The 16933-nt window shown below is 49.8% G+C and carries 19 protein-coding genes; 14 read left to right on the forward strand and 5 right to left on the reverse strand.

Going from position 1 to position 16933, the window contains the following annotated elements:
• The first annotated feature begins 228 nt into the window (after positions 1-228).
• The 4 genes from RNAN_RS19045 (at position 229) to RNAN_RS01575 (ending at position 1975) form a co-directional block, all read left to right on the forward strand.
• A complete protein-coding gene (locus RNAN_RS19045) occupies positions 229-591 on the forward strand; it encodes a Rap1a/Tai family immunity protein (protein ID WP_148275630.1) in 363 nt (120 codons plus the stop codon).
• Between the two features lie 18 nt (positions 592-609).
• Positions 610-1083 (forward strand): T6SS effector amidase Tae4 family protein, encoded by a 474-nt coding sequence (locus tag RNAN_RS01565; protein ID WP_008218054.1) that lies wholly within the window; start codon positions 610-612, stop codon positions 1081-1083.
• A gap of 302 nt (positions 1084-1385) precedes the next feature.
• On the forward strand, positions 1386-1664 hold the full coding sequence (locus RNAN_RS01570) for a type II toxin-antitoxin system RelE/ParE family toxin (protein WP_040551491.1): 279 nt from the start codon (positions 1386-1388) through the stop codon (positions 1662-1664).
• 11 nt (positions 1665-1675) lie between these two features.
• On the forward strand, positions 1676-1975 hold the full coding sequence (locus RNAN_RS01575) for a HigA family addiction module antitoxin (protein ID WP_008218068.1): 300 nt from the start codon (positions 1676-1678) through the stop codon (positions 1973-1975).
• Between the two features lie 226 nt (positions 1976-2201).
• Here RNAN_RS01575 and RNAN_RS01580 read toward each other — a convergent pair whose 3' ends face one another.
• Positions 2202-2663 (reverse strand): CreA family protein, encoded by a 462-nt coding sequence (locus tag RNAN_RS01580; RefSeq protein WP_008218069.1) that lies wholly within the window; start codon positions 2661-2663, stop codon positions 2202-2204.
• A gap of 24 nt (positions 2664-2687) precedes the next feature.
• Positions 2688-3986: an alkaline phosphatase gene (locus RNAN_RS01585; RefSeq protein WP_008218070.1), complete on the reverse strand. Its 1299-nt coding sequence runs from the start codon at positions 3984-3986 to the stop codon at positions 2688-2690.
• A 240-nt stretch (positions 3987-4226) separates the two neighbouring features.
• On the opposite strand from RNAN_RS01585, the gene RNAN_RS01590 reads away from it, so the two are divergent.
• The 5 genes from RNAN_RS01590 to RNAN_RS01610 all read left to right on the forward strand — a co-directional run bounded on the left by RNAN_RS01590 (position 4227) and on the right by RNAN_RS01610 (position 11703).
• Positions 4227-5081 carry a class I SAM-dependent methyltransferase gene (locus tag RNAN_RS01590; RefSeq protein ID WP_040551439.1) on the forward strand — a complete coding sequence of 285 codons (855 nt, stop codon included), beginning with the start codon at positions 4227-4229 and terminating at the stop codon, positions 5079-5081.
• 152 nt (positions 5082-5233) lie between these two features.
• The gene (fadD, locus tag RNAN_RS01595; RefSeq protein WP_008218073.1) at positions 5234-6889 is read left to right on the forward strand and encodes a long-chain-fatty-acid--CoA ligase FadD; all 1656 of its coding nucleotides are present in this window, start codon (positions 5234-5236) and stop codon (positions 6887-6889) included.
• Between the two features lie 68 nt (positions 6890-6957).
• Entirely contained in the window at positions 6958-8091 is a 1134-nt protein-coding gene (gene rnd / locus RNAN_RS01600) for a ribonuclease D (RefSeq protein ID WP_008218074.1), read from the forward strand.
• A 145-nt stretch (positions 8092-8236) separates the two neighbouring features.
• Entirely contained in the window at positions 8237-9622 is a 1386-nt protein-coding gene (locus RNAN_RS01605; protein ID WP_008218078.1) for a DUF4397 domain-containing protein, read from the forward strand.
• A gap of 146 nt (positions 9623-9768) precedes the next feature.
• Positions 9769-11703, forward strand: a complete 1935-nt coding sequence (locus RNAN_RS01610) for an alpha/beta hydrolase family protein (RefSeq protein WP_237739875.1) — start codon at positions 9769-9771, stop codon at positions 11701-11703.
• A 64-nt stretch (positions 11704-11767) separates the two neighbouring features.
• Here RNAN_RS01610 and minE read toward each other — a convergent pair whose 3' ends face one another.
• The 3 genes from minE to minC are packed head-to-tail and all read right to left on the reverse strand — an operon-like array spanning position 11768 to position 13571.
• Entirely contained in the window at positions 11768-12028 is a 261-nt protein-coding gene (gene minE / locus RNAN_RS01615) for a cell division topological specificity factor MinE (protein WP_008218081.1), read from the reverse strand.
• 3 nt (positions 12029-12031) lie between these two features.
• On the reverse strand, positions 12032-12841 hold the full coding sequence (minD, locus tag RNAN_RS01620; RefSeq protein ID WP_008218082.1) for a septum site-determining protein MinD: 810 nt from the start codon (positions 12839-12841) through the stop codon (positions 12032-12034).
• Positions 12842-12851: 10 nt separating this feature from the next.
• On the reverse strand, positions 12852-13571 hold the full coding sequence (gene minC, locus RNAN_RS01625) for a septum site-determining protein MinC (protein WP_008218084.1): 720 nt from the start codon (positions 13569-13571) through the stop codon (positions 12852-12854).
• A 163-nt stretch (positions 13572-13734) separates the two neighbouring features.
• Here minC and RNAN_RS01630 point away from each other — a divergent pair, with 163 nt between their 5' ends.
• The 5 genes from RNAN_RS01630 to RNAN_RS01650 are packed head-to-tail and all read left to right on the forward strand — an operon-like array spanning position 13735 to position 16876.
• Entirely contained in the window at positions 13735-14016 is a 282-nt protein-coding gene (locus tag RNAN_RS01630) for a YcgL domain-containing protein (RefSeq protein WP_008218085.1), read from the forward strand.
• A 22-nt stretch (positions 14017-14038) separates the two neighbouring features.
• The gene (locus RNAN_RS01635; RefSeq protein ID WP_008218086.1) at positions 14039-15082 is read left to right on the forward strand and encodes a lytic murein transglycosylase; all 1044 of its coding nucleotides are present in this window, start codon (positions 14039-14041) and stop codon (positions 15080-15082) included.
• A complete protein-coding gene (locus tag RNAN_RS01640; RefSeq protein ID WP_008218087.1) occupies positions 15079-15744 on the forward strand; it encodes a fumarylacetoacetate hydrolase family protein in 666 nt (221 codons plus the stop codon). The genes RNAN_RS01635 and RNAN_RS01640 overlap by 4 nt, the downstream gene beginning before the upstream one ends.
• Before the next feature lie 2 nt (positions 15745-15746).
• Positions 15747-16241: a YcgN family cysteine cluster protein gene (locus RNAN_RS01645; RefSeq protein ID WP_008218088.1), complete on the forward strand. Its 495-nt coding sequence runs from the start codon at positions 15747-15749 to the stop codon at positions 16239-16241.
• 17 nt (positions 16242-16258) lie between these two features.
• Positions 16259-16876: a mechanosensitive ion channel domain-containing protein gene (locus tag RNAN_RS01650; protein WP_008218089.1), complete on the forward strand. Its 618-nt coding sequence runs from the start codon at positions 16259-16261 to the stop codon at positions 16874-16876.
• Positions 16877-16933: the final 57 nt, after the last annotated feature.

Below are 16933 nucleotides of genomic sequence, written 5' to 3' on the forward strand. Positions count from 1 at the left end.
TATCCGGTTAACCACAAAGCGTCACCGCTTAAGTGAACAGTATTGGGCCAGCGTGCCGGGGTTTTTTATCAGTTGGTGAAAGACTACCGGCCCTAAATAAATGCAATTTTTGTATAAAATATGTGAATTAATGGTTTTAATTAAGGTGGCTATAGGGCAGAATTTCGAATCATATTAGTCTATCTGAGCTTTCCTATGTCAATTCGTCGATTTGTGGTTACAACCTCCTTGTTTACTGCACTGGTAAGCTGTGCTGCATTTGGTACTAATGAACAGAGTGCCAGAGTACCGCTTGATCGTCTGCAAGCTCTAGCAAATGGTAATCCTGTTACACCTTTACCTCCAACATTTTCAGCGCAGGCAACAAAGGGTATCGCCAATGATCAGCTTGCCATGTATCTGGCCGGTGTTATTGACAGTGGCGAAGGACAAAGCTGGTGTGTAGTAGCATCTAATATTCCACCGCATGAGGTTAATCAGCAGCTGTTAGCTGAGCTGCAACATGATTTGCAGCAGAAGAAATCTGCCGCTACAGCTAACTCCGCAGTATTGCTGGCAGCTAAGTTGAAAATTTTATTTCCTTGTAACTAACTTAAGTAGGGATGCGTTATGTCAGTTATCAAATACCAAGCCGTTGCCGATGCGTATGAAAAATACAATGCTTATGAAACAACAGAACTTTATCAATTGCTTGGTTGGGGCGATCTCATTGGCCGGCCGGAGTGGGCCAATACCTGCGCGGTTAGAATGAGCCTGGCACTGATTGAGGCGGGTATGACGGTATCTGGCCGTGTACAAGTTAAAAAAGGGGATCTTAAAGGCAAATGGATAGAGCCGGGGCAAAACCGTTTATCAGACTGGCTTATCCGCCACCTCGGCCAACCCGAAGTTTTTCCTTTTGATACCAGTAGTGCCGCAGGCCCACAATCGCTTTACGACAAAAAGGGCATAGTATCGTTTATGCGTATCCCCAGTTACTCCGGCGGCCATATCGACTTGCTGCAACCCTCAAATGATTACCTTACCTGCAGTCGCAGCTGTTATTTCACCGCCGGTGAAGTGCGTTTTTGGCAGTTAAACTAGGGGCGTGTTTATCGCGCCTTTTGACCTTGATTACTCACGGGTACTAGTACGCCGCCTTCCCGGTAGCCTTAGTGGCAGAAAACAAATTCTGGCCAACGGTAACCCGTATTGATGATGTATACGGCGACCGTAACCTGATCTGTTCCTGCCCAAGCCCGGAAGCGTATCGCTAAGCGGTTAGCGTGTTGCAGTAATGGCCAAAACCCCGGCCAGCGCGCCGGGGTTTTTAATGGCTAAGACCGACTCGTTTGTAGTGTAAAATGTGAGTTTGCAGTTTATCGATTATCGATATATGATTGGTTATAATCAAGAGTTTTAAATGTGCGGATACACAACAACTGTTTGAAACCGGTAAATCCAACCGGTGGTCCGCTATGGTAAAAGTTGCCACGCGCAAGTTAACTCAGTTAGAGGCTGCAACAACATTAGATTTTTTGCGTAGCCCACCCGGAAATAGGCTGGAATCTTTAAAGGGTAACCGTGCAGGGCAGTATAGCATTCGCATTAATGAGCAATGGCGGCTGTGTTTCCGCTGGGATGACGGTAATGCATGGGACGTTGAAATTGTCGATTATCACTAACGGGGGGAGTTATGTTTAAAAACGGCATGCGCGCAGTGCACCCTGGTGAAGTATTGCGTGAAGATTATTTGTTACCACTAAATATGAGTGCCAATGCCTTGGCTCAGGCGCTACGGGTAACACCTGCGCGGATCAATGAAATAGTGCGTGAAAAACGCGGTGTTACTGCTGACACAGCACTTCGGCTGGCTCGCTATTTTGGCGGCGATGCCCAAAGCTGGCTTAATCTGCAGGCGATATACGACCTTAAACTGGCCGAGCAGCAAAGTGGTGAGCAAATCCGCAAAGATATCTCACCTCATGCAGCTTGAATGTAAGCATTGCTATGCCACGTCGCACCTGCCCGTTTTGCTAGATACCAAATTGCTGCACACCAGATAGCGGCAGTTATCTTTTGTTTATCCATGTATGACAATCAAAGCCTGTTGGCTCCGAACAATGGAGCCGTGGCGAAGGTATGGCAATTGAATCAAAGGCGGCACTGGATGCACTGTTTGACGATATAAAAGGCTAAACAGATACCAGCTTACACGCTCGTTATTGTCCCTTCGCTGTACCATAAGCTTCCGTTCCCCACAGCGGCACGGTAGACAGGCTGTGTTTAAAGCTGCCGGACGTTTCTTTGGTGGCGTAAGACAAATACATCAGCGTCTGGTTTTGCGCATCATAGATGCGGCGTATCTTCATGCTTTTAAAGAAGATGCTTTTGGACTTGGTAAACAACACTTCACCGTTTTTGCTTTTGTCTATTTGCGCAATCATCTCAGCCGTAATCGCGCCGGTTTGACGACAGGCAATAGCACTGTCGGACGGATCAGCAAAGTCAAGATTGGCTTCAATACTGGACACATGACAGGTCACGCCTGTCACGATGGGATCGCTAAAGGCGTCGATTTTAATATCTTTGGTGGTAAAAACGCCTAATGACACATCAGCCACTTCATTTCGGTTACAGCCAACCAGCATCAGCAGTATCAAAATGCAATAAATCGGGCGCATGGCATAGCCTCTTTAATCAAACTGTTATTTGGTCTGCTGAATCATCTGCATCAGTTTTTTTGCGATCTGGGTATTATCCTGAAAGCCGGCAAAATCTTTGGCGTTTTTGCCATAAGCCAGTACCGCCACATCGGCTGCGGTGTGGCCGCCGGTGGTCCAGCCGGTGTAGGAATATTTCGCCACTAACTGATTAGACAGGTTGCGCAGCGCCGTTTCGTCTTGCTGGCGTGTTGCCAGTAAACTGGCTTGTTCTTCTGCGCTCAGGTTAATAGCGGTAAGCTCGGCCCACAGTGCCAGCGCTGCGCTGTCTGACTCTGCTTGTTTAAGCTGTTTGGCAATGCTTCTGCCGGTGGCTTTTACCTTGCGTACGACCTCGGGCAGCCACTGGTATTCACCTGCCGCGCCTAAAGATAAACCACCTGTCTCGTGATCTGCCGTGATAACCAGCAAGGTATCAGGGTGTTTATCGACATAGGCTTTAGCGACGGCTATCGCTTTGGCAAAATCGTCCATTTCTGCCATGGCGCAGGCGATATCGTTATCATGGCCACACCAGTCAATCTGGCTACCTTCTACCATTAATACAAAGCCTTTTTCGGCCGGGGTTAATAGCGCCAGTGCTTTTTCTGTCAGCGGGGCCAGCATGGCATCAAAACCACTGTTTAATTTGGCGGGTAAAGCTGTTTCAGCCAGTAACATCATGGCAGGGGCTTTGGTAATAGTGTCAAGCTGGGTGTAGTCGTCGGTGTACTGATAGCCCAGTTGTTTAAACTCGTTGATCAGGTTTCGGTCTTTACGCACAAAATACTTAGTACCGCCGCCTATCATCACATCGGCTACCGGTTTGCCATTAATGCGATAATCCAGATACATATCGGCGATTGCATCGTAGTTACGCCGGCTTTTATTGTGCGCTAAAAATGACGCTGGTGTAGCGTGGTTTATTTGTGAGCTGGCAACAATACCATTGGCTTTGCCCAGCGTTTTGGCCAGTTGCATCATGGTGCCAATTGGCACGTGCTGGCGGTTTACAGCTATAGCGCCGTTATAACTTTTTACCCCGGTTGCCAGCGCCGTTGCGCCTGCGGCAGAGTCGGTAACATAAGTATCATCGTCCGGGTTAGTGGTCGCCATGCCCAGCCACAGCTGGTCGAAAATGGTGTTCTCTACTTCGGCTGTAGTTTTATCATCACTGAAATAACGGTAAGCCGACAGGTAAGACGGGCCCATACCATCGCCAATCATGTAAATAATATTTTTCGGCGCAGCCAGCGCGACCACCGGGGCGACAAATAATGACAGGGATAACAGATGACGGCGCATAGAGCCTTACCTCAAATTTGCTTGATGTTCTGGTGAGCTAGTGTACTTTATAGCCTGAGTTAAACAAACCACCGTCGACAGATAACCCAATTCATCGGCTTAGTGTTGTCAATAAGGGTTTATTTAACCACATCAGATGGAACTGAATGAAAACTGAACAATCGAAAAGATGGAAATGTAGTCGTTGTCGTCGTATTGACCACACCGAGGCAATCGCAAGTCATCAGTAAGGTGTATTGTATGTCACTAATAACGAAAACAAAGACAGTTATCACAGCCATGTTATTCACCGGCTGCTGCCTAAGCGGCGCAAGCATAGCCGCAGAGCCGGATACAGTGCTTCTGCAACAGCTGGCTGACAGCGAGCAGCGAAGTGCACAGCACAGAGCTCGCAATGTTTACCGTAATCCGGTAGCAACCTTAGAATTTTTTGGTATCACCTCACAGATGTCGGTACTGGAAGTGTGGCCTGCCCACGGCTGGTATACCGAAATACTGGCACCCTATTTAAAACAGCAGGGCCAGTTAACGCTGGCGCAGTTTCGCCATAATGATGGTTCATTAAAAGACGAACGCAGTATTTTTTGGGCAAAAGTCAGTGAACGTTTGGCGCAGCGGTTAGCGGATAATAGCGACTATTTTGGTACACCTACGCTGATAGAACTGGAGCCACCATTATTTTCACCGGCCGTGACAGAGCAGTTTGATCTGGTGCTAACCTTTCGCAATGCCCATATCTGGAATGAAAGTGGCCACTTATTCGCTACCTTGCAAAGCCTGTTTCAGGCGTTAAAACCTGGTGGCGTCTTGGGTATGGTGGAACACAGAGCTGCCCGGTTGTCTGATATCTCCAGCTCTGCCGTAGAAGGCTATCTGGATGAAGCTTATGTCATTGAAGCGGCAGAGCGTGCCGGTTTTCAACTGCTGCAAACCAGCGAGATAAACGCCAACCCGAAAGACACAAAAGATTATCCCAAAGGCGTGTATGCACTGCCGCCAACCCTGGCGATGGGGCAAGACGATCGTCAGAAGTATCTGGCCATCGGTGAGAGCGACAGAATGACGCTGAAATTTATCAAACCGCTGCAGAGATGAGTGCAATTGTGTTAACAAAGCAATTGTGGGATGATTAGCCGTTAGAGTAATAACTCAAATAAAACCCGCTGTAAAATATAAGCGCAGCAGCAGATTGCGCCGGCATGGTTTTATATCTATAAAATAATAACCTTAGACAAGAGGAGAGGACGGTGGATAGAGTTTGGTTAAAACGTTACCCGTCAGGCGTACCTGCAGAAATAAATGCCGATCATTACCCGTCATTACTAGATATTTTTGAACAAAGCATTGCGCAGTATCCGGACAAAACGGCTTTTATCAATATGGGTAAAAGCATCAGCTACCGCGAACTGGACCAGCAAAGCACTGCCTTTGCCGCTTACCTGCAAAGCACACTGGGGCTGAAAAAAGGCGATGCCGTTGCCATCATGATGCCAAACCTGCTGCAATACCCCATTGCCTTGATGGGGGTGCTGCGTGCCGGCTGTGTGGTGGTAAACGTAAACCCGCTTTATACACCCCGAGAGCTGGAGCATCAGCTGAACGACTCTAAGGCAAAAGCCATTGTTATAGTAGAAAACTTCGCGCACACTTTGCAAGCTATTGAAAGCAAAGTGAAACTTGAGCATGTAATCCTAACCACCATGGGCGACAGACTGGGCTTTGTTAAAGGCAGCATTGTCAATTTGGTGGTACGGCATGTGAAAAAGCTGGTACCGGCCTATACATTAAGTAAGTTTGTTCGCTTTAATGATGTCCTAAAGCAGGGGGCCGGGCAGTCTTACAACAAGCCACAGCTGCAGGGCAGCGATATTGCCTTTTTACAATATACCGGTGGCACGACCGGCGTGTCGAAGGGTGCGATGTTAACGCACCGCAATATGGTGGGTAACCTGGAGCAGGTCAGCGGCTGTCTGGACAGCTTTCTGGTTAAAGGTGGTGAGTATGTGGTTACCGCGCTGCCGCTGTATCATATCTTTGCCTTAACGGCGAATTTCTTTACCTTCTTTAAATACGGCGGCACCAACCTGCTGATTACCAACCCGCGCGACATGCCCGGTTTTGTTAAAGAGCTGGCGAAATTCCCCTTTACCGCCATTACCGGGGTAAATACGCTGTTTAACGGCTTACTGAATACACCAGGCTTTGCCGAGCTGAATTTCAGCACGCTTAAGTTATCCTTAGGCGGCGGTATGGCGGTGCAGCGGCCAGTTGCCGAGCGCTGGCAAAAAGTGACCGGTACCCGACTGGTAGAAGGGTACGGCTTAACCGAATGCTGCCCGCTGGTGACGGTAAGCCCGTACGATTTAGACAGCTTTAATGGCAGCATCGGCCTGCCTGCGCCTTCCACCGATATTCGTCTGGTTGATGAGGCAGGTAATGACGTGCCAGCCGGTGAACCCGGCGAAATGTTGGTAAAGGGCCCGCAAGTGATGCTGGGTTATTTAAACCGGCCGGAAGAGACCGCTAAAGTGCTGAAAGACGGCTGGCTATACACCGGTGATATAGCCCGTATGGACGAAGAAGGCTTTTTCTATATAGTCGATCGGAAAAAAGACATGATTTTAGTGTCGGGCTTTAATGTGTATCCGAACGAAATAGAAGAAGTAGTGGCCATGATCGACAAAGTATTGGAAGTGGCGGCAGTGGGTGTGCCAAACGAAGCTACCGGCGAAGCTGTTAAGGTATTTGTGGTGAAGAAGGACGCCAGCCTGACCGAGCAGGAAGTGATCCAGCATTGCCGGCAACATTTAACGGGCTATAAAGTGCCTAAACTGGTAGAATTCCGCACAGAATTACCCAAAACCAATGTGGGTAAAATTTTACGCCGAGAGTTACGCGGCTAACGCTGAGTAAGACGAAAACCGGCTTTAATGCCGGTTTTTTATTTCAGCCAGGGTATTACAGGTAAGGCATGACTTCGTTAATCACAGATAATCAGGCACTGGCGGCATATTGCCAGCAAGTGGCTGGCAGTAAACTGTTGGCGCTGGACACTGAGTTTATCCGCCAGAGCACTTTTTTGCCAAAGCTAGGTTTAATTCAGCTGTTTGACGGCAAGGCTTTGGCATTGGTCGATCCGCTTACGATCTCCGACTGGCAGCCGTTACAGCAGTTGTGCGCCGATACCGCGGTGGTGAAATTATTACACTCATGCAGTGAAGATTTAGACGCCCTGGCCACTATTGGCATCAGCCAGATCAGCCCGTTGTTTGACACTCAACTGGCCGCAGAGCTCTTGGGCTGGGGCGCCAGTGTTGGCTATGCCCGGCTGGTAGAACAGCTAAGTGGCGAAGTGCTGGATAAAAGTGAGTCGCGTACCGACTGGCTGGCCCGGCCATTAACCGAGACACAATTACGCTACGCCGCCAACGACGTGCACTTTTTATACCCGTTGTATGACAAACTGTGTCAGTTGCTGTCAACGCAACATCAGGCGCTGCTGCTGCAAGAAGGCGAGCAATTGATCCGCCGGCGCAGCCAGCAAGTGCCACTGGCATTTAAATATCTGGAAATTAAAAACAGCTGGCAGCTAAGCCCGCGCGAACTGGCGGTGCTTAGGGAGTTGACAGCCTGGCGCTACAGCTACGCGGTAGAAAAAGACTTAGCACTGGGGCTGATATTAAAAGACATCCAGTTAGTTGAGCTGGCAAAACGTCGCCCGGCAACAGCCGAGAGTTTATTAAATGTACCCGGTTTACCGCCGCGGGAAATACGCCGGCATGCCAAAACGCTGGTGGAGCTTATCAGTGATGCCAAAGCCTTACCACTTGAGCAATGCCCGCAGCGTTTTTATCACCAGCACGACTTTGCCGGTTATAAAGAAACCAGCGAGCAGCTGAGCAAAGCCATTAAAGCAGCAGCAGCGGCGCAGCAAATTCCTGCAGAGTTTCTGGCGGTGAAAAGACAACTGAACGAATATTTAAACTGGTGTTGGCGGGTGTCTGATGAGCAGCGCGCTATGCTACCGGTACCGGAGTTTATGCAGGGCTGGCGTGCTTCGCTGTTACTGCCGTTTTTACCCAAACCGGCCCATATCAACAGTTGAACCAGTTATAAACGTCTGGATGTACAACACGGATCAGTGCATTTTTTGCATTAATTTGTCCACTTTTTAACAGGCTGTTTTCCTGATCCGGCTTAATTTCACTGGCGTAACTCTTCAGCAATCCACAAACTGAAGGGTTTCAACAATGAAAGGAATAAAAATCTTTGCTTTACCTGCAGTACTGTCGCTGTCGTTAACCGGCTGTTTTTTGGATGATGACTCAGATCCGTTGCCGTCACCTCCACCGCCACCACCGCCGCCAACAGTAGTGAATGCCAGTGTGCAGGTAGTACACACCTCTATTGACGCACCGGACGTTAACGTATTGGCTAACGGCGAAGCGGTGATTGAAGGTTTGCCGTTTGGTGAGGCATCGGATGTACTGTCGCTGCCACCGGCAACCTACAGCATAGCGGTCGACGCCTTACTGCCGGGCGATGAAACTGCCACTGTTATTGGCCCGCTGGATTTAACGCTGGAAGAAGCGGTGCGTTACACCGTATTCGCGGTGGGTAAAGTGGCTGAAGAGACCTTAGAGCCCATCGTGGTCACAGGTACTGTAGAGGATGTAGCCGAAGGCAAAATCCGCTTGCAGGTAGTGCATGCTGCCTCTACCGCGCCTGAAGTAGATATTCACGTCACCGCGCCTGATGCAGAGCTTGGCACGCCACTGGCAACGCTGATGTATAAAGACGCTACAGACTACGTTGAAGTCGACCCGGGCGAATATCAGGTAAGGGTAGCTCTGCCGGGTACTGACACTGTGGTATTTGACAGCGGTGCGCTTGATTTATCAACCGCAGGCACCGATTTAGTGGTAGCTGCCGTAGATACCCGCTTCTCAGGTGCGTCGCCAATATCGCTACTGGCAGTAGGCCAGGATGGCAGTGAGATGGACATTCTGGATATTAATGCCACTTCCTCTGTCCGTGTAGTACACAACGTATCAGACGCGCCTGCGGTCGATGTGATTGTTAACGATGCCATTACACTGGTAGACGCTTTAGCCTTCCCGGACTTTACCGACTATGCGGCAGTGGCACCAGACACTTACAACGTCAAAGTTGCAGCCGATGCTGATAACAGCGTAGTGGTGATTGATGCAGACTTAACACTGGAAGCCAGTGCCTTCTACAGCGTATTGGCCGTGGGCTCCTTAGGTGAAGATAGCATCGAGCCGCTGGTGTTAGCCGATATGCCACGCCGTATCGCCACTGAAGCGCAGGTGCGTATTGTGCACGGTTCTACTTTGGCCGGTAATGTAGATATTTACGTCACCGCGACCAATGATATCAGCGAAGCCACACCCGCTTTTGCCGATGTGTCGTTTAAAGCCGAGACCGGTTATGTATCATTAGCTGCCGGTGACTATGTGGTTACGGTAACACCTGCAGGTAGCAAAACTGCCGCCATTGGCCCGGTGACACTAACGCTGGAAGCCAACAGCATTTACACCGCGATAGCGCGTGACGGTGAAGGTTTAACCGCGGATGTAGGGTTAATTTTAATGGACGATTTCATCCAGCCGTAAAATTAAATAACAGAAGGTCCTGTTAAGCGAAAGCCCGCCTTGTGCGGGCTTTGTTTTTACTGTTAACGGCTGTGAAATATTTTGCCAGTATGCAAGCATTTTGCTACCTTGCTGCGGTGAAAATACTGATAACAGGAACGTTAACCTTGAACTCACTTTTTGTCCGGGCGTTATTAATTGGCGCCTTGTTAAGTAGCACTGTTTATGCTGGGCAGTTGCCGGTGGAAGCTTTTGCCAGTGCACCCGCCATTGACATGCTTAAACTGTCTCCTGATGGCAATAAACTGTCGATGATCCAACGGCTGGAAACCGACAAAGAGCAGCTGGTGTTGCTAAAACTGGTTGATCTTGAAAGCGGCGAACAGAAGTTTTTGATGAAAGCCGATACCCGTGAACTGAATATTTTCTCGGTCGTATGGGCTAATAACCGTCAGCTGTTGGTTAAAGCGGCTTATGCATCGCACCGTTATGGTACACCGGTCACGGAAACCCGGCTGGTGGTGGTCGATGTTAACACCGGCAAAAACTATAATGCTGTAAGAGGTCAGTTACAACGCAAGTTAGTGCGTACGCCACAGTTTCAATCAGAGATTGTTGCTTTAATGCCTGAAGATGAAGAGCATTTTTTGCTGGCGCTGGATGGGCTGAGTTATGGCATGGGCACGAGCGTCGTAAAAATTAATCTGGCCGGTGAAATTGCTGAAGTTATTGCGCATAGCCGGGAAAACCTGATTGATTGGGTGGCGGATCGCAGTCATACTCCGCGCATCGCGGTATTTCGAGAAGACAAACAGTTTCAAATCAAGCAACGGCTGGCTGAGAGTAACGAGTTTCGGCTGCTGTGGCAGTTCGAAGCATTTTCCGAGCAGGCTATCTGGCCGATTGGCTTTGATGCCGATCCCAACATTCTTTATGTGTCAGCCTACCATGATGGTCGCAAAGCCATTTTTACAGTTGACCTGAGCAGTACCGATTTAGCTTTACAGTTGGTCAAAGCCGATGCCAATTATGATGTGCCGGCCGACATCAGCTACTCCTGGCAGGATAACAAGATCATTGCTATTGCCGATGAGTATATTGACGATAAGTACCGCACCTTTCAGCGTGCCCTGGATAAAGCGCTACCGGACGCTGAAAACAGCATTATCAGCATGAGCCATGATCAAAACCGCTATATCGTGTTAAGCAGCAGCCAAACCAATGCCGGCATTTACTTGCTCGGCGATCGTAAAGCCAAAAGCCTGGAATACTTAACCGCCAAGTTTGCCCAGTTACCGCCTGAGCAGATGGTAGCTAAACAGACTATCAGCTATCAGGCCCGCGATGGCCTGACGATCGAAGGCTTTTTAACCACGCCGCTCGGGTACACTCAGGGCGCGCTGCCAACGATTATTTTTCCGCACGGCGGCCCTATTTCGTTTGACGATGACGGTTTTGATTACTGGACACAGTTTTTTGCCAACCGTGGTTATGCGGTGTTGCAAATGAACTTTCGCGGCTCATACGGTTATGGTTTCGACTTTATGCAAATGGGCTTGCAGGGCTGGGGCGCACAAATGCAGGACGACGTAGAAGATGGCACCCGTTGGCTAATCAGTAAAGGTATTGCCGATGCTAAACGTATTTGTATTGTCGGTGCCAGTTATGGTGGCTATGCCGCGCTGATGGGCGCAGTAAAAACGCCGGATCTATACCGCTGTGCTGTAAGCTTTGCCGGAGTTAGCGATCTGAAAGCCTTAGTGAAAGCCCAACGTGGCTTTACCAACTATGAAATTGTTAAAAAGCAAATTGGCGATGATTTTGACGTGTTAGAGCAGCGCTCGCCATTAACCTTTGCCCGCCAATTTAACCTGCCGGTGTTGTTAATTCATGGCACTGATGATCGCAGTGTGCGGGTCAATCAAAGTCGTGATTTGTACAAAGCGTTGCGCCGGTACGATAAAGACGTGCAGTATATCGAACTTGAAGACGGCGACCATTACCTCAGTACCAACAGCCACCGGTTGCAAACCTTTCAGGCGATGGACAGCTTTCTACAGCAACATTTAACTGCACCAGTACAACAAGCAGCAATTCAGTAGCAATCTAATAGCTGCACAAAAAAGCCCGCATTATGCGGGCTTTGTTTTTTACTGGCAGTGACTTTTAACGTTTATCATCCGGGAAGGTAACGTTAAGCTCGAGTACCGATAGCTCGTCGTCACGCTTCTCCAGCGATACCGCAATTTGCTCGGGTGAAATGTCCACGTACTTGCGGATCACCTCTAAAATATCGCGCTCTAACTGCGGCAGGTAATCCGGGCTGTTACGCTTTCTGCGCTCGTGCGCCACGATAATCTGCAGCCGCTCCTTGGCGGTGCTGGCGGTGTTTTTTTTGCTTGAACGAAAATAATCCAGTAACGACATGCGTTAACCTCCAAAAATCCGTTTTAACAGGCCTTTTTTCTCCACGGTTAAAAAGCGGAAAGGCACATTTTCGCCCAGCAGGCGGTCTACCGTATCTAAGTATGCTTGTCCGGCGTCGCTGTCTTTATCCAGAATCACCGGCTGGCCTGAGTTAGAGGCATTTAACACCGCCTGTGATTCAGGAATAACACCAATTAAATCGATAGACAGAATTTCTTTTACATCTTCTACGCTTAACATCTCGCCTTTTTCGACCCGCTCCGGGTTGTAGCGGGTCAGTAGCAAATGCTCTTTAATCGAATCCAGGCCTTGCTCTGCGCGGCGTGACTTGCTGGATAACATACCCAGAATGCGATCTGAGTCGCGTACCGATGACACTTCCGGGTTGGTTACCACCACAGCTTCATCGGCAAAATACAGTGCCATCATGGCGCCGCTTTCAATACCGGCCGGTGAGTCACATAAAATAAAGTCGAAGTCTTTGCTTAGCTCGTTTAATACCCGCTCTACACCCTCTTTGGTCAGGGCGTCTTTGTCGCGGGTTTGTGAGGCCGGCAGAATAAACAGGTTGTCGATGCGCTTATCTTTAATCAGCGTTTGCTTTAAATTGGCTTCGCCGTTTATCACATTAACAAAATCGTATACTACCCGGCGCTCACAGCCCATAATTAAATCCAGGTTTCTAAGGCCAATATCAAAGTCGATAATCACCGTTTTGTGGCCTTTTAATGCCAGGCCGGTGCCAATAGCGGCGCTGGAGGTAGTTTTGCCTACGCCGCCTTTACCTGAGGTGACAACAATAATTTTTGCCATCAAAAATTCCTTATACTAAATCCGCTAACACCAATTGATCGTCCTGCAGCCTGACACAGGCAGGCTTGCCCCAAAAATTGCCCTGCAGGCTCTCGCTTAGCCAGTAATTACCGGCAATAGACACCAGTTCGGCCTGCAGGTTGTAACAAAAAATTCGTTTGCTGCTATCGCCCGCTGCACCGGCGATGGCTTTGCCTCTTAAGGTACCATAAATGTGAATGTTGCCATCGGCAATCACTTCAGCACCGGCACCTACGGTGCCTTTAATCACTAAGTCGGCGCCTTTGGCATAAATTTGCTGGCCCGAGCGTACCGTTTGTTCAACAATTTTGCTGTCCATCGGCACCGGCACATTATTAGTGACGACCGAGGTTTGCCGCGAAGGGGCCGTCGCTGTCGGCTCAGCCGCTTGGCTGGCTTTGGCGGTTTTCCCCAGCTGTAATACTGCCAGACCTGCCTGCTGTGCCAGTTGCTTGTGTTCGCTGCTGGCACCGCAAACGCCTACCAACACCAGGTTAAGCTGGCTAAATAACTGCTTAATGGCGCTAAAATCAGGTGTTTGTTGGCTGTCGCTCAGGTTAAGCACAATCGGCGCCTGATAAAAAAACGCCGGCGCTTGCGCGAGCTTGTGTTCAAGTTGTGATTTAACTACCGCAAGGCTGAGGTCGGTGCATGACAGCACCGACAAAGGAAATAAACTGCCTTTTAATTCCAGAGACTGATCTGACATAAGGATAAGGTGCGCACTGTTAGGGTTTGTTACAGCCTGGCAGCCATCAGGCGCCGGCGCTGCGATTTATTTGCGTTGCTACCTTGTTGCCGGTACGCAACACCTGGCGGTCATGTTATAGTTTAGCCCTTAGTTAAGCAAGGTTGGGGCGTGGTTTTCTTCGATGTTATGTGCCGTATATAAAAGTCTGAAAAAAGACAGTACCTATTTGTTTGTTGAACGCCGGGATGATTTTTCTGCCGTGCCTGAGCCGCTGCTGGCCGCCTTTGGCACACCTGTGCTGGTAACCCTGATAAATTTAGCCAACCGGGAACATCTGGCGCAGGCGGATATCAACAAGGTACGGCAACAGTTAACTGCGCAGGGCTACTACCTGCAACTGCCACCGCCAGAGGAGAACCTGCTTGCGCAGCACAAAGCCAGCCAGCAGGGGCTATCGTCTTAATAATTCACAGGCCTTTTTAATTATGATTAGAGCAATATTTCGCGCCACCTGTAGTCGTCTGCTTCTAAGTGCCAGCTTATTCGTCGCCAGCCCTTATGTACTGGCCGAGCAGCAGAAGCCGGCTTTTGCTGACTATGTCGCTGCGTTAAAACAAGAGGCGCAAGGCAAGGGTTACCAAGCCGAGCTGCTTGATGCGGTGTTTAATTCGCTGCAATACCATGAGCGGGTGGTGTCGGCTGATAAAAGCCAGCCCGAGTTTGTTGAAACGCTAAATACCTATCTGCCCAAACGCGTTAGCGAAACGCGGATCAAAATGGCGCGTGAGCGTTATCAGCAATATTTGCCGGAGCTGACTAAAATTGGCCAGAAATACGGCGTGCAGCCGCGCTTTATTGTCGCGCTATGGGGGCTGGAGAGCAGCTTTGGCCGCTTTATGGGCACTTACTCTGTACCCTCTGCCTTAGTGACACTGGCGTATGATGGCCGGCGCGAAAGTTTTTTTAAACAAGAGTTTTTTCATGCGCTGGATATCCTGGCGCAAGGCCATATCAGCCTGGATGACATGAAAGGCTCCTGGGCCGGTGCTATGGGGCAAAGTCAGTTTATGCCCAGCTCCTTTATGGCCTATGCGCAGGACGGTGATGGCGATGGTAAAAAAGATATCTGGACCAATCAGCTGGATGTGTTCGCCTCTATTGCCAATTATTTAAAACAGCAGGGCTGGGATAACAGTAAAACCTGGGGCCGTGAAGTTAAGCTGCCAGCCGGTTTTGATGCCAGCCACGCCATTGCCCGCGGCAGCTTACAGCGCAGCGAATGGCTGGGCCGCTGGGCGCAGTCTGAGCGCAGCTTAGCGCAGTGGAATAAACTGGGCGTACAGCGGCTGAATAACACCGAATTACCCAAGCGGGATATTAATGCCGCCCTGGTACTGCCTGACGGCGAAGGCGGCCGGGCCTTTTTAGCCTATGATAACTACAAGGTGCTGATGCACTGGAACCGGTCTTATTATTTTGTCACCAGCGTGGGCTATTTAGCCGACCTTATTGTAGCAGAGCAGTCATGACGCCTTATCAGCACCTCGCACAAGATGGCAGTACCATCGCTTTGCCGGTTGGCAAAGTGGTCTGTATTGGCCAGAACTATCAGGACCACATCGCCGAGATGCAAAGCAAAACGGCGCCGCAGGCTCTGTTTTTTATTAAGCCTTCTACCTCTTTGTGTGCGCTGACGCCCGGCTTTAGCATTCCGGCGCAGCAAGGCGCGGTACATAACGAAACTGAGCTGGCGGTGTTAATTGGCAAGCCGCTAAAGCAGGCCGACTATGTCCAGGTGCATAACGCCATTTGGGGCTACAGCCTGGCGCTGGATTTAACCCTGCGCGATGTGCAGGCCGAGCTGAAAAAACTGGGCCGGCCCTGGGAGATTGCCAAAGGCTTTGACGGCGCCTGTCCGGTGGGGCCATTTATCAGTAAAGAGCAGGTGCAGCACCCGCAGCAGCTGGAGTTTCGCTTAATGGTGAATGGTCAGCTGCGCCAGGATGGCAATACCGCCAATATGATCCGCGGTATTCATCAGCTGATTAGCGAAATGAGCCAGCATTTTACCCTGTTGCCAGGCGATGTGGTGCTAACCGGTACCCCAGCCGGTGTGGGCCCGCTGCACAGCGGTGACAAGCTGGAATTACAACTGGCGGACCAGCTTCGCCTCAGCACTAAGGTAAATTAGTTATGGCGCTAACGGAACGGTTCTGGGAGCACAAAAGCCTGGATCAGATGAACACTGAAGAGTGGGAGGCGCTGTGTGACGGCTGCGCCAAATGCTGCCTGAACAAGTTTATTGATGATGACGAGGACGAAGGCCCGACGGCGGTGCTGCATGATAACGAGCAGGTGCACTACACCAATATTGCCTGTCGTTATTTAAACAGCCATAAGTGTGAATGCACGCAGTACAGCCAGCGCACAGTATTAGTGCCTGATTGTATTGCGCTAACCAAAGACAACTTAAAAGACATTTTTTTTATGCCCACCAGCTGTGCTTACCGCCGGCTACACGAGGGCCGCGGCTTGCCGCACTGGCACCCGCTGTTAAATGACGGCAAAAAAAGCCTGATGCACAAAAAACAAATGTCGGTACGCAATAAAACCATCTCTGAGTTAGACGTAAATATGGATGACTTTGAAGATTTTATTGTGCGCTGGCCGTTAAATGATCTGGATTAATCTGTAGGAACACCATCTTGTCCTGGTTCGATTATAGCCAACAACTGCTTAAGCACTTAAGCCCGGTGGCCGTGCAGCTGATCATCAGTGTCTGCGCGGTGCTATTGTATTTTATTATAAGCCGCCGGGTGATGCCGCTGCTGTATCAGGTTATCGCCCATAGCCGGCTAAAAGCCGAAATGAACAAACGCGCAGCAGCGGTGTTTCATATTTTACTGGTGCTGCTACTTATCGTGGTGTTAAGTATTGTCTGGGGTGTGGATATCCGCGGCCTGTTGGTGCTGGCCTCGTCGATGATTGCCGTGGTCGGTGTCGCCTTGTTTGCTGCCTGGAGCCTGCTTAGCAACATTACCGCCTTTTTTATTCTGCTGGGGCAAAAAGCCTTTGCCGAGGGCATGGAAGTGCGGGTCATTGATGGCGGTAACTATCTGGAAGGGCGCATTGTCGAAATAAACCTGTTTAGCACTGTGCTGCGTACCAAAGATAACGAGCAGGTGGTGTACCCGAACAATCTGCTTATCTCAAGGCCGGTGGTGGTATTTCCGAAAAAAAGCCGCCAGGTGAGAAAAAACACTATAACCGAGAAAGCGCTGCGCTGGCGCAGTAAAACCGGCATTAGTGCCAAGGCTGACTGATTTTTCCGTGACAGCCTTTTGGCCTGCTGCTACATTGCGCACAACGCCATGATAACT

Source organism: Rheinheimera nanhaiensis E407-8 (genome assembly GCF_000296695.1).
GTDB lineage: Bacteria > Pseudomonadota > Gammaproteobacteria > Enterobacterales > Alteromonadaceae > Alishewanella > Alishewanella nanhaiensis.

Coding starts and splice junctions, on each gene's coding strand:
- rnd (WP_008218074.1), top strand. CDS start 6,958: ATGACTTCGTTAATCACAGATAATCAGGCACTGGCGGCATATTGCCAG.
- RNAN_RS01645 (WP_008218088.1), top strand. CDS start 15,747: ATGGCGCTAACGGAACGGTTCTGGGAGCACAAAAGCCTGGATCAGATG.
- RNAN_RS01635 (WP_008218086.1), top strand. CDS start 14,039: ATGATTAGAGCAATATTTCGCGCCACCTGTAGTCGTCTGCTTCTAAGT.
- RNAN_RS01585 (WP_008218070.1), bottom strand. CDS start 3,986: ATGCGCCGTCATCTGTTATCCCTGTCATTATTTGTCGCCCCGGTGGTC.
- minC (WP_008218084.1), bottom strand. CDS start 13,571: ATGTCAGATCAGTCTCTGGAATTAAAAGGCAGTTTATTTCCTTTGTCG.
- RNAN_RS01640 (WP_008218087.1), top strand. CDS start 15,079: ATGACGCCTTATCAGCACCTCGCACAAGATGGCAGTACCATCGCTTTG.
- RNAN_RS01580 (WP_008218069.1), bottom strand. CDS start 2,663: ATGCGCCCGATTTATTGCATTTTGATACTGCTGATGCTGGTTGGCTGT.
- RNAN_RS01565 (WP_008218054.1), top strand. CDS start 610: ATGTCAGTTATCAAATACCAAGCCGTTGCCGATGCGTATGAAAAATAC.
- RNAN_RS01575 (WP_008218068.1), top strand. CDS start 1,676: ATGTTTAAAAACGGCATGCGCGCAGTGCACCCTGGTGAAGTATTGCGT.
- minE (WP_008218081.1), bottom strand. CDS start 12,028: ATGTCGTTACTGGATTATTTTCGTTCAAGCAAAAAAAACACCGCCAGC.
- RNAN_RS01630 (WP_008218085.1), top strand. CDS start 13,735: ATGTTATGTGCCGTATATAAAAGTCTGAAAAAAGACAGTACCTATTTG.
- RNAN_RS01590 (WP_040551439.1), top strand. CDS start 4,227: ATGTCACTAATAACGAAAACAAAGACAGTTATCACAGCCATGTTATTC.
- minD (WP_008218082.1), bottom strand. CDS start 12,841: ATGGCAAAAATTATTGTTGTCACCTCAGGTAAAGGCGGCGTAGGCAAA.
- RNAN_RS01605 (WP_008218078.1), top strand. CDS start 8,237: ATGAAAGGAATAAAAATCTTTGCTTTACCTGCAGTACTGTCGCTGTCG.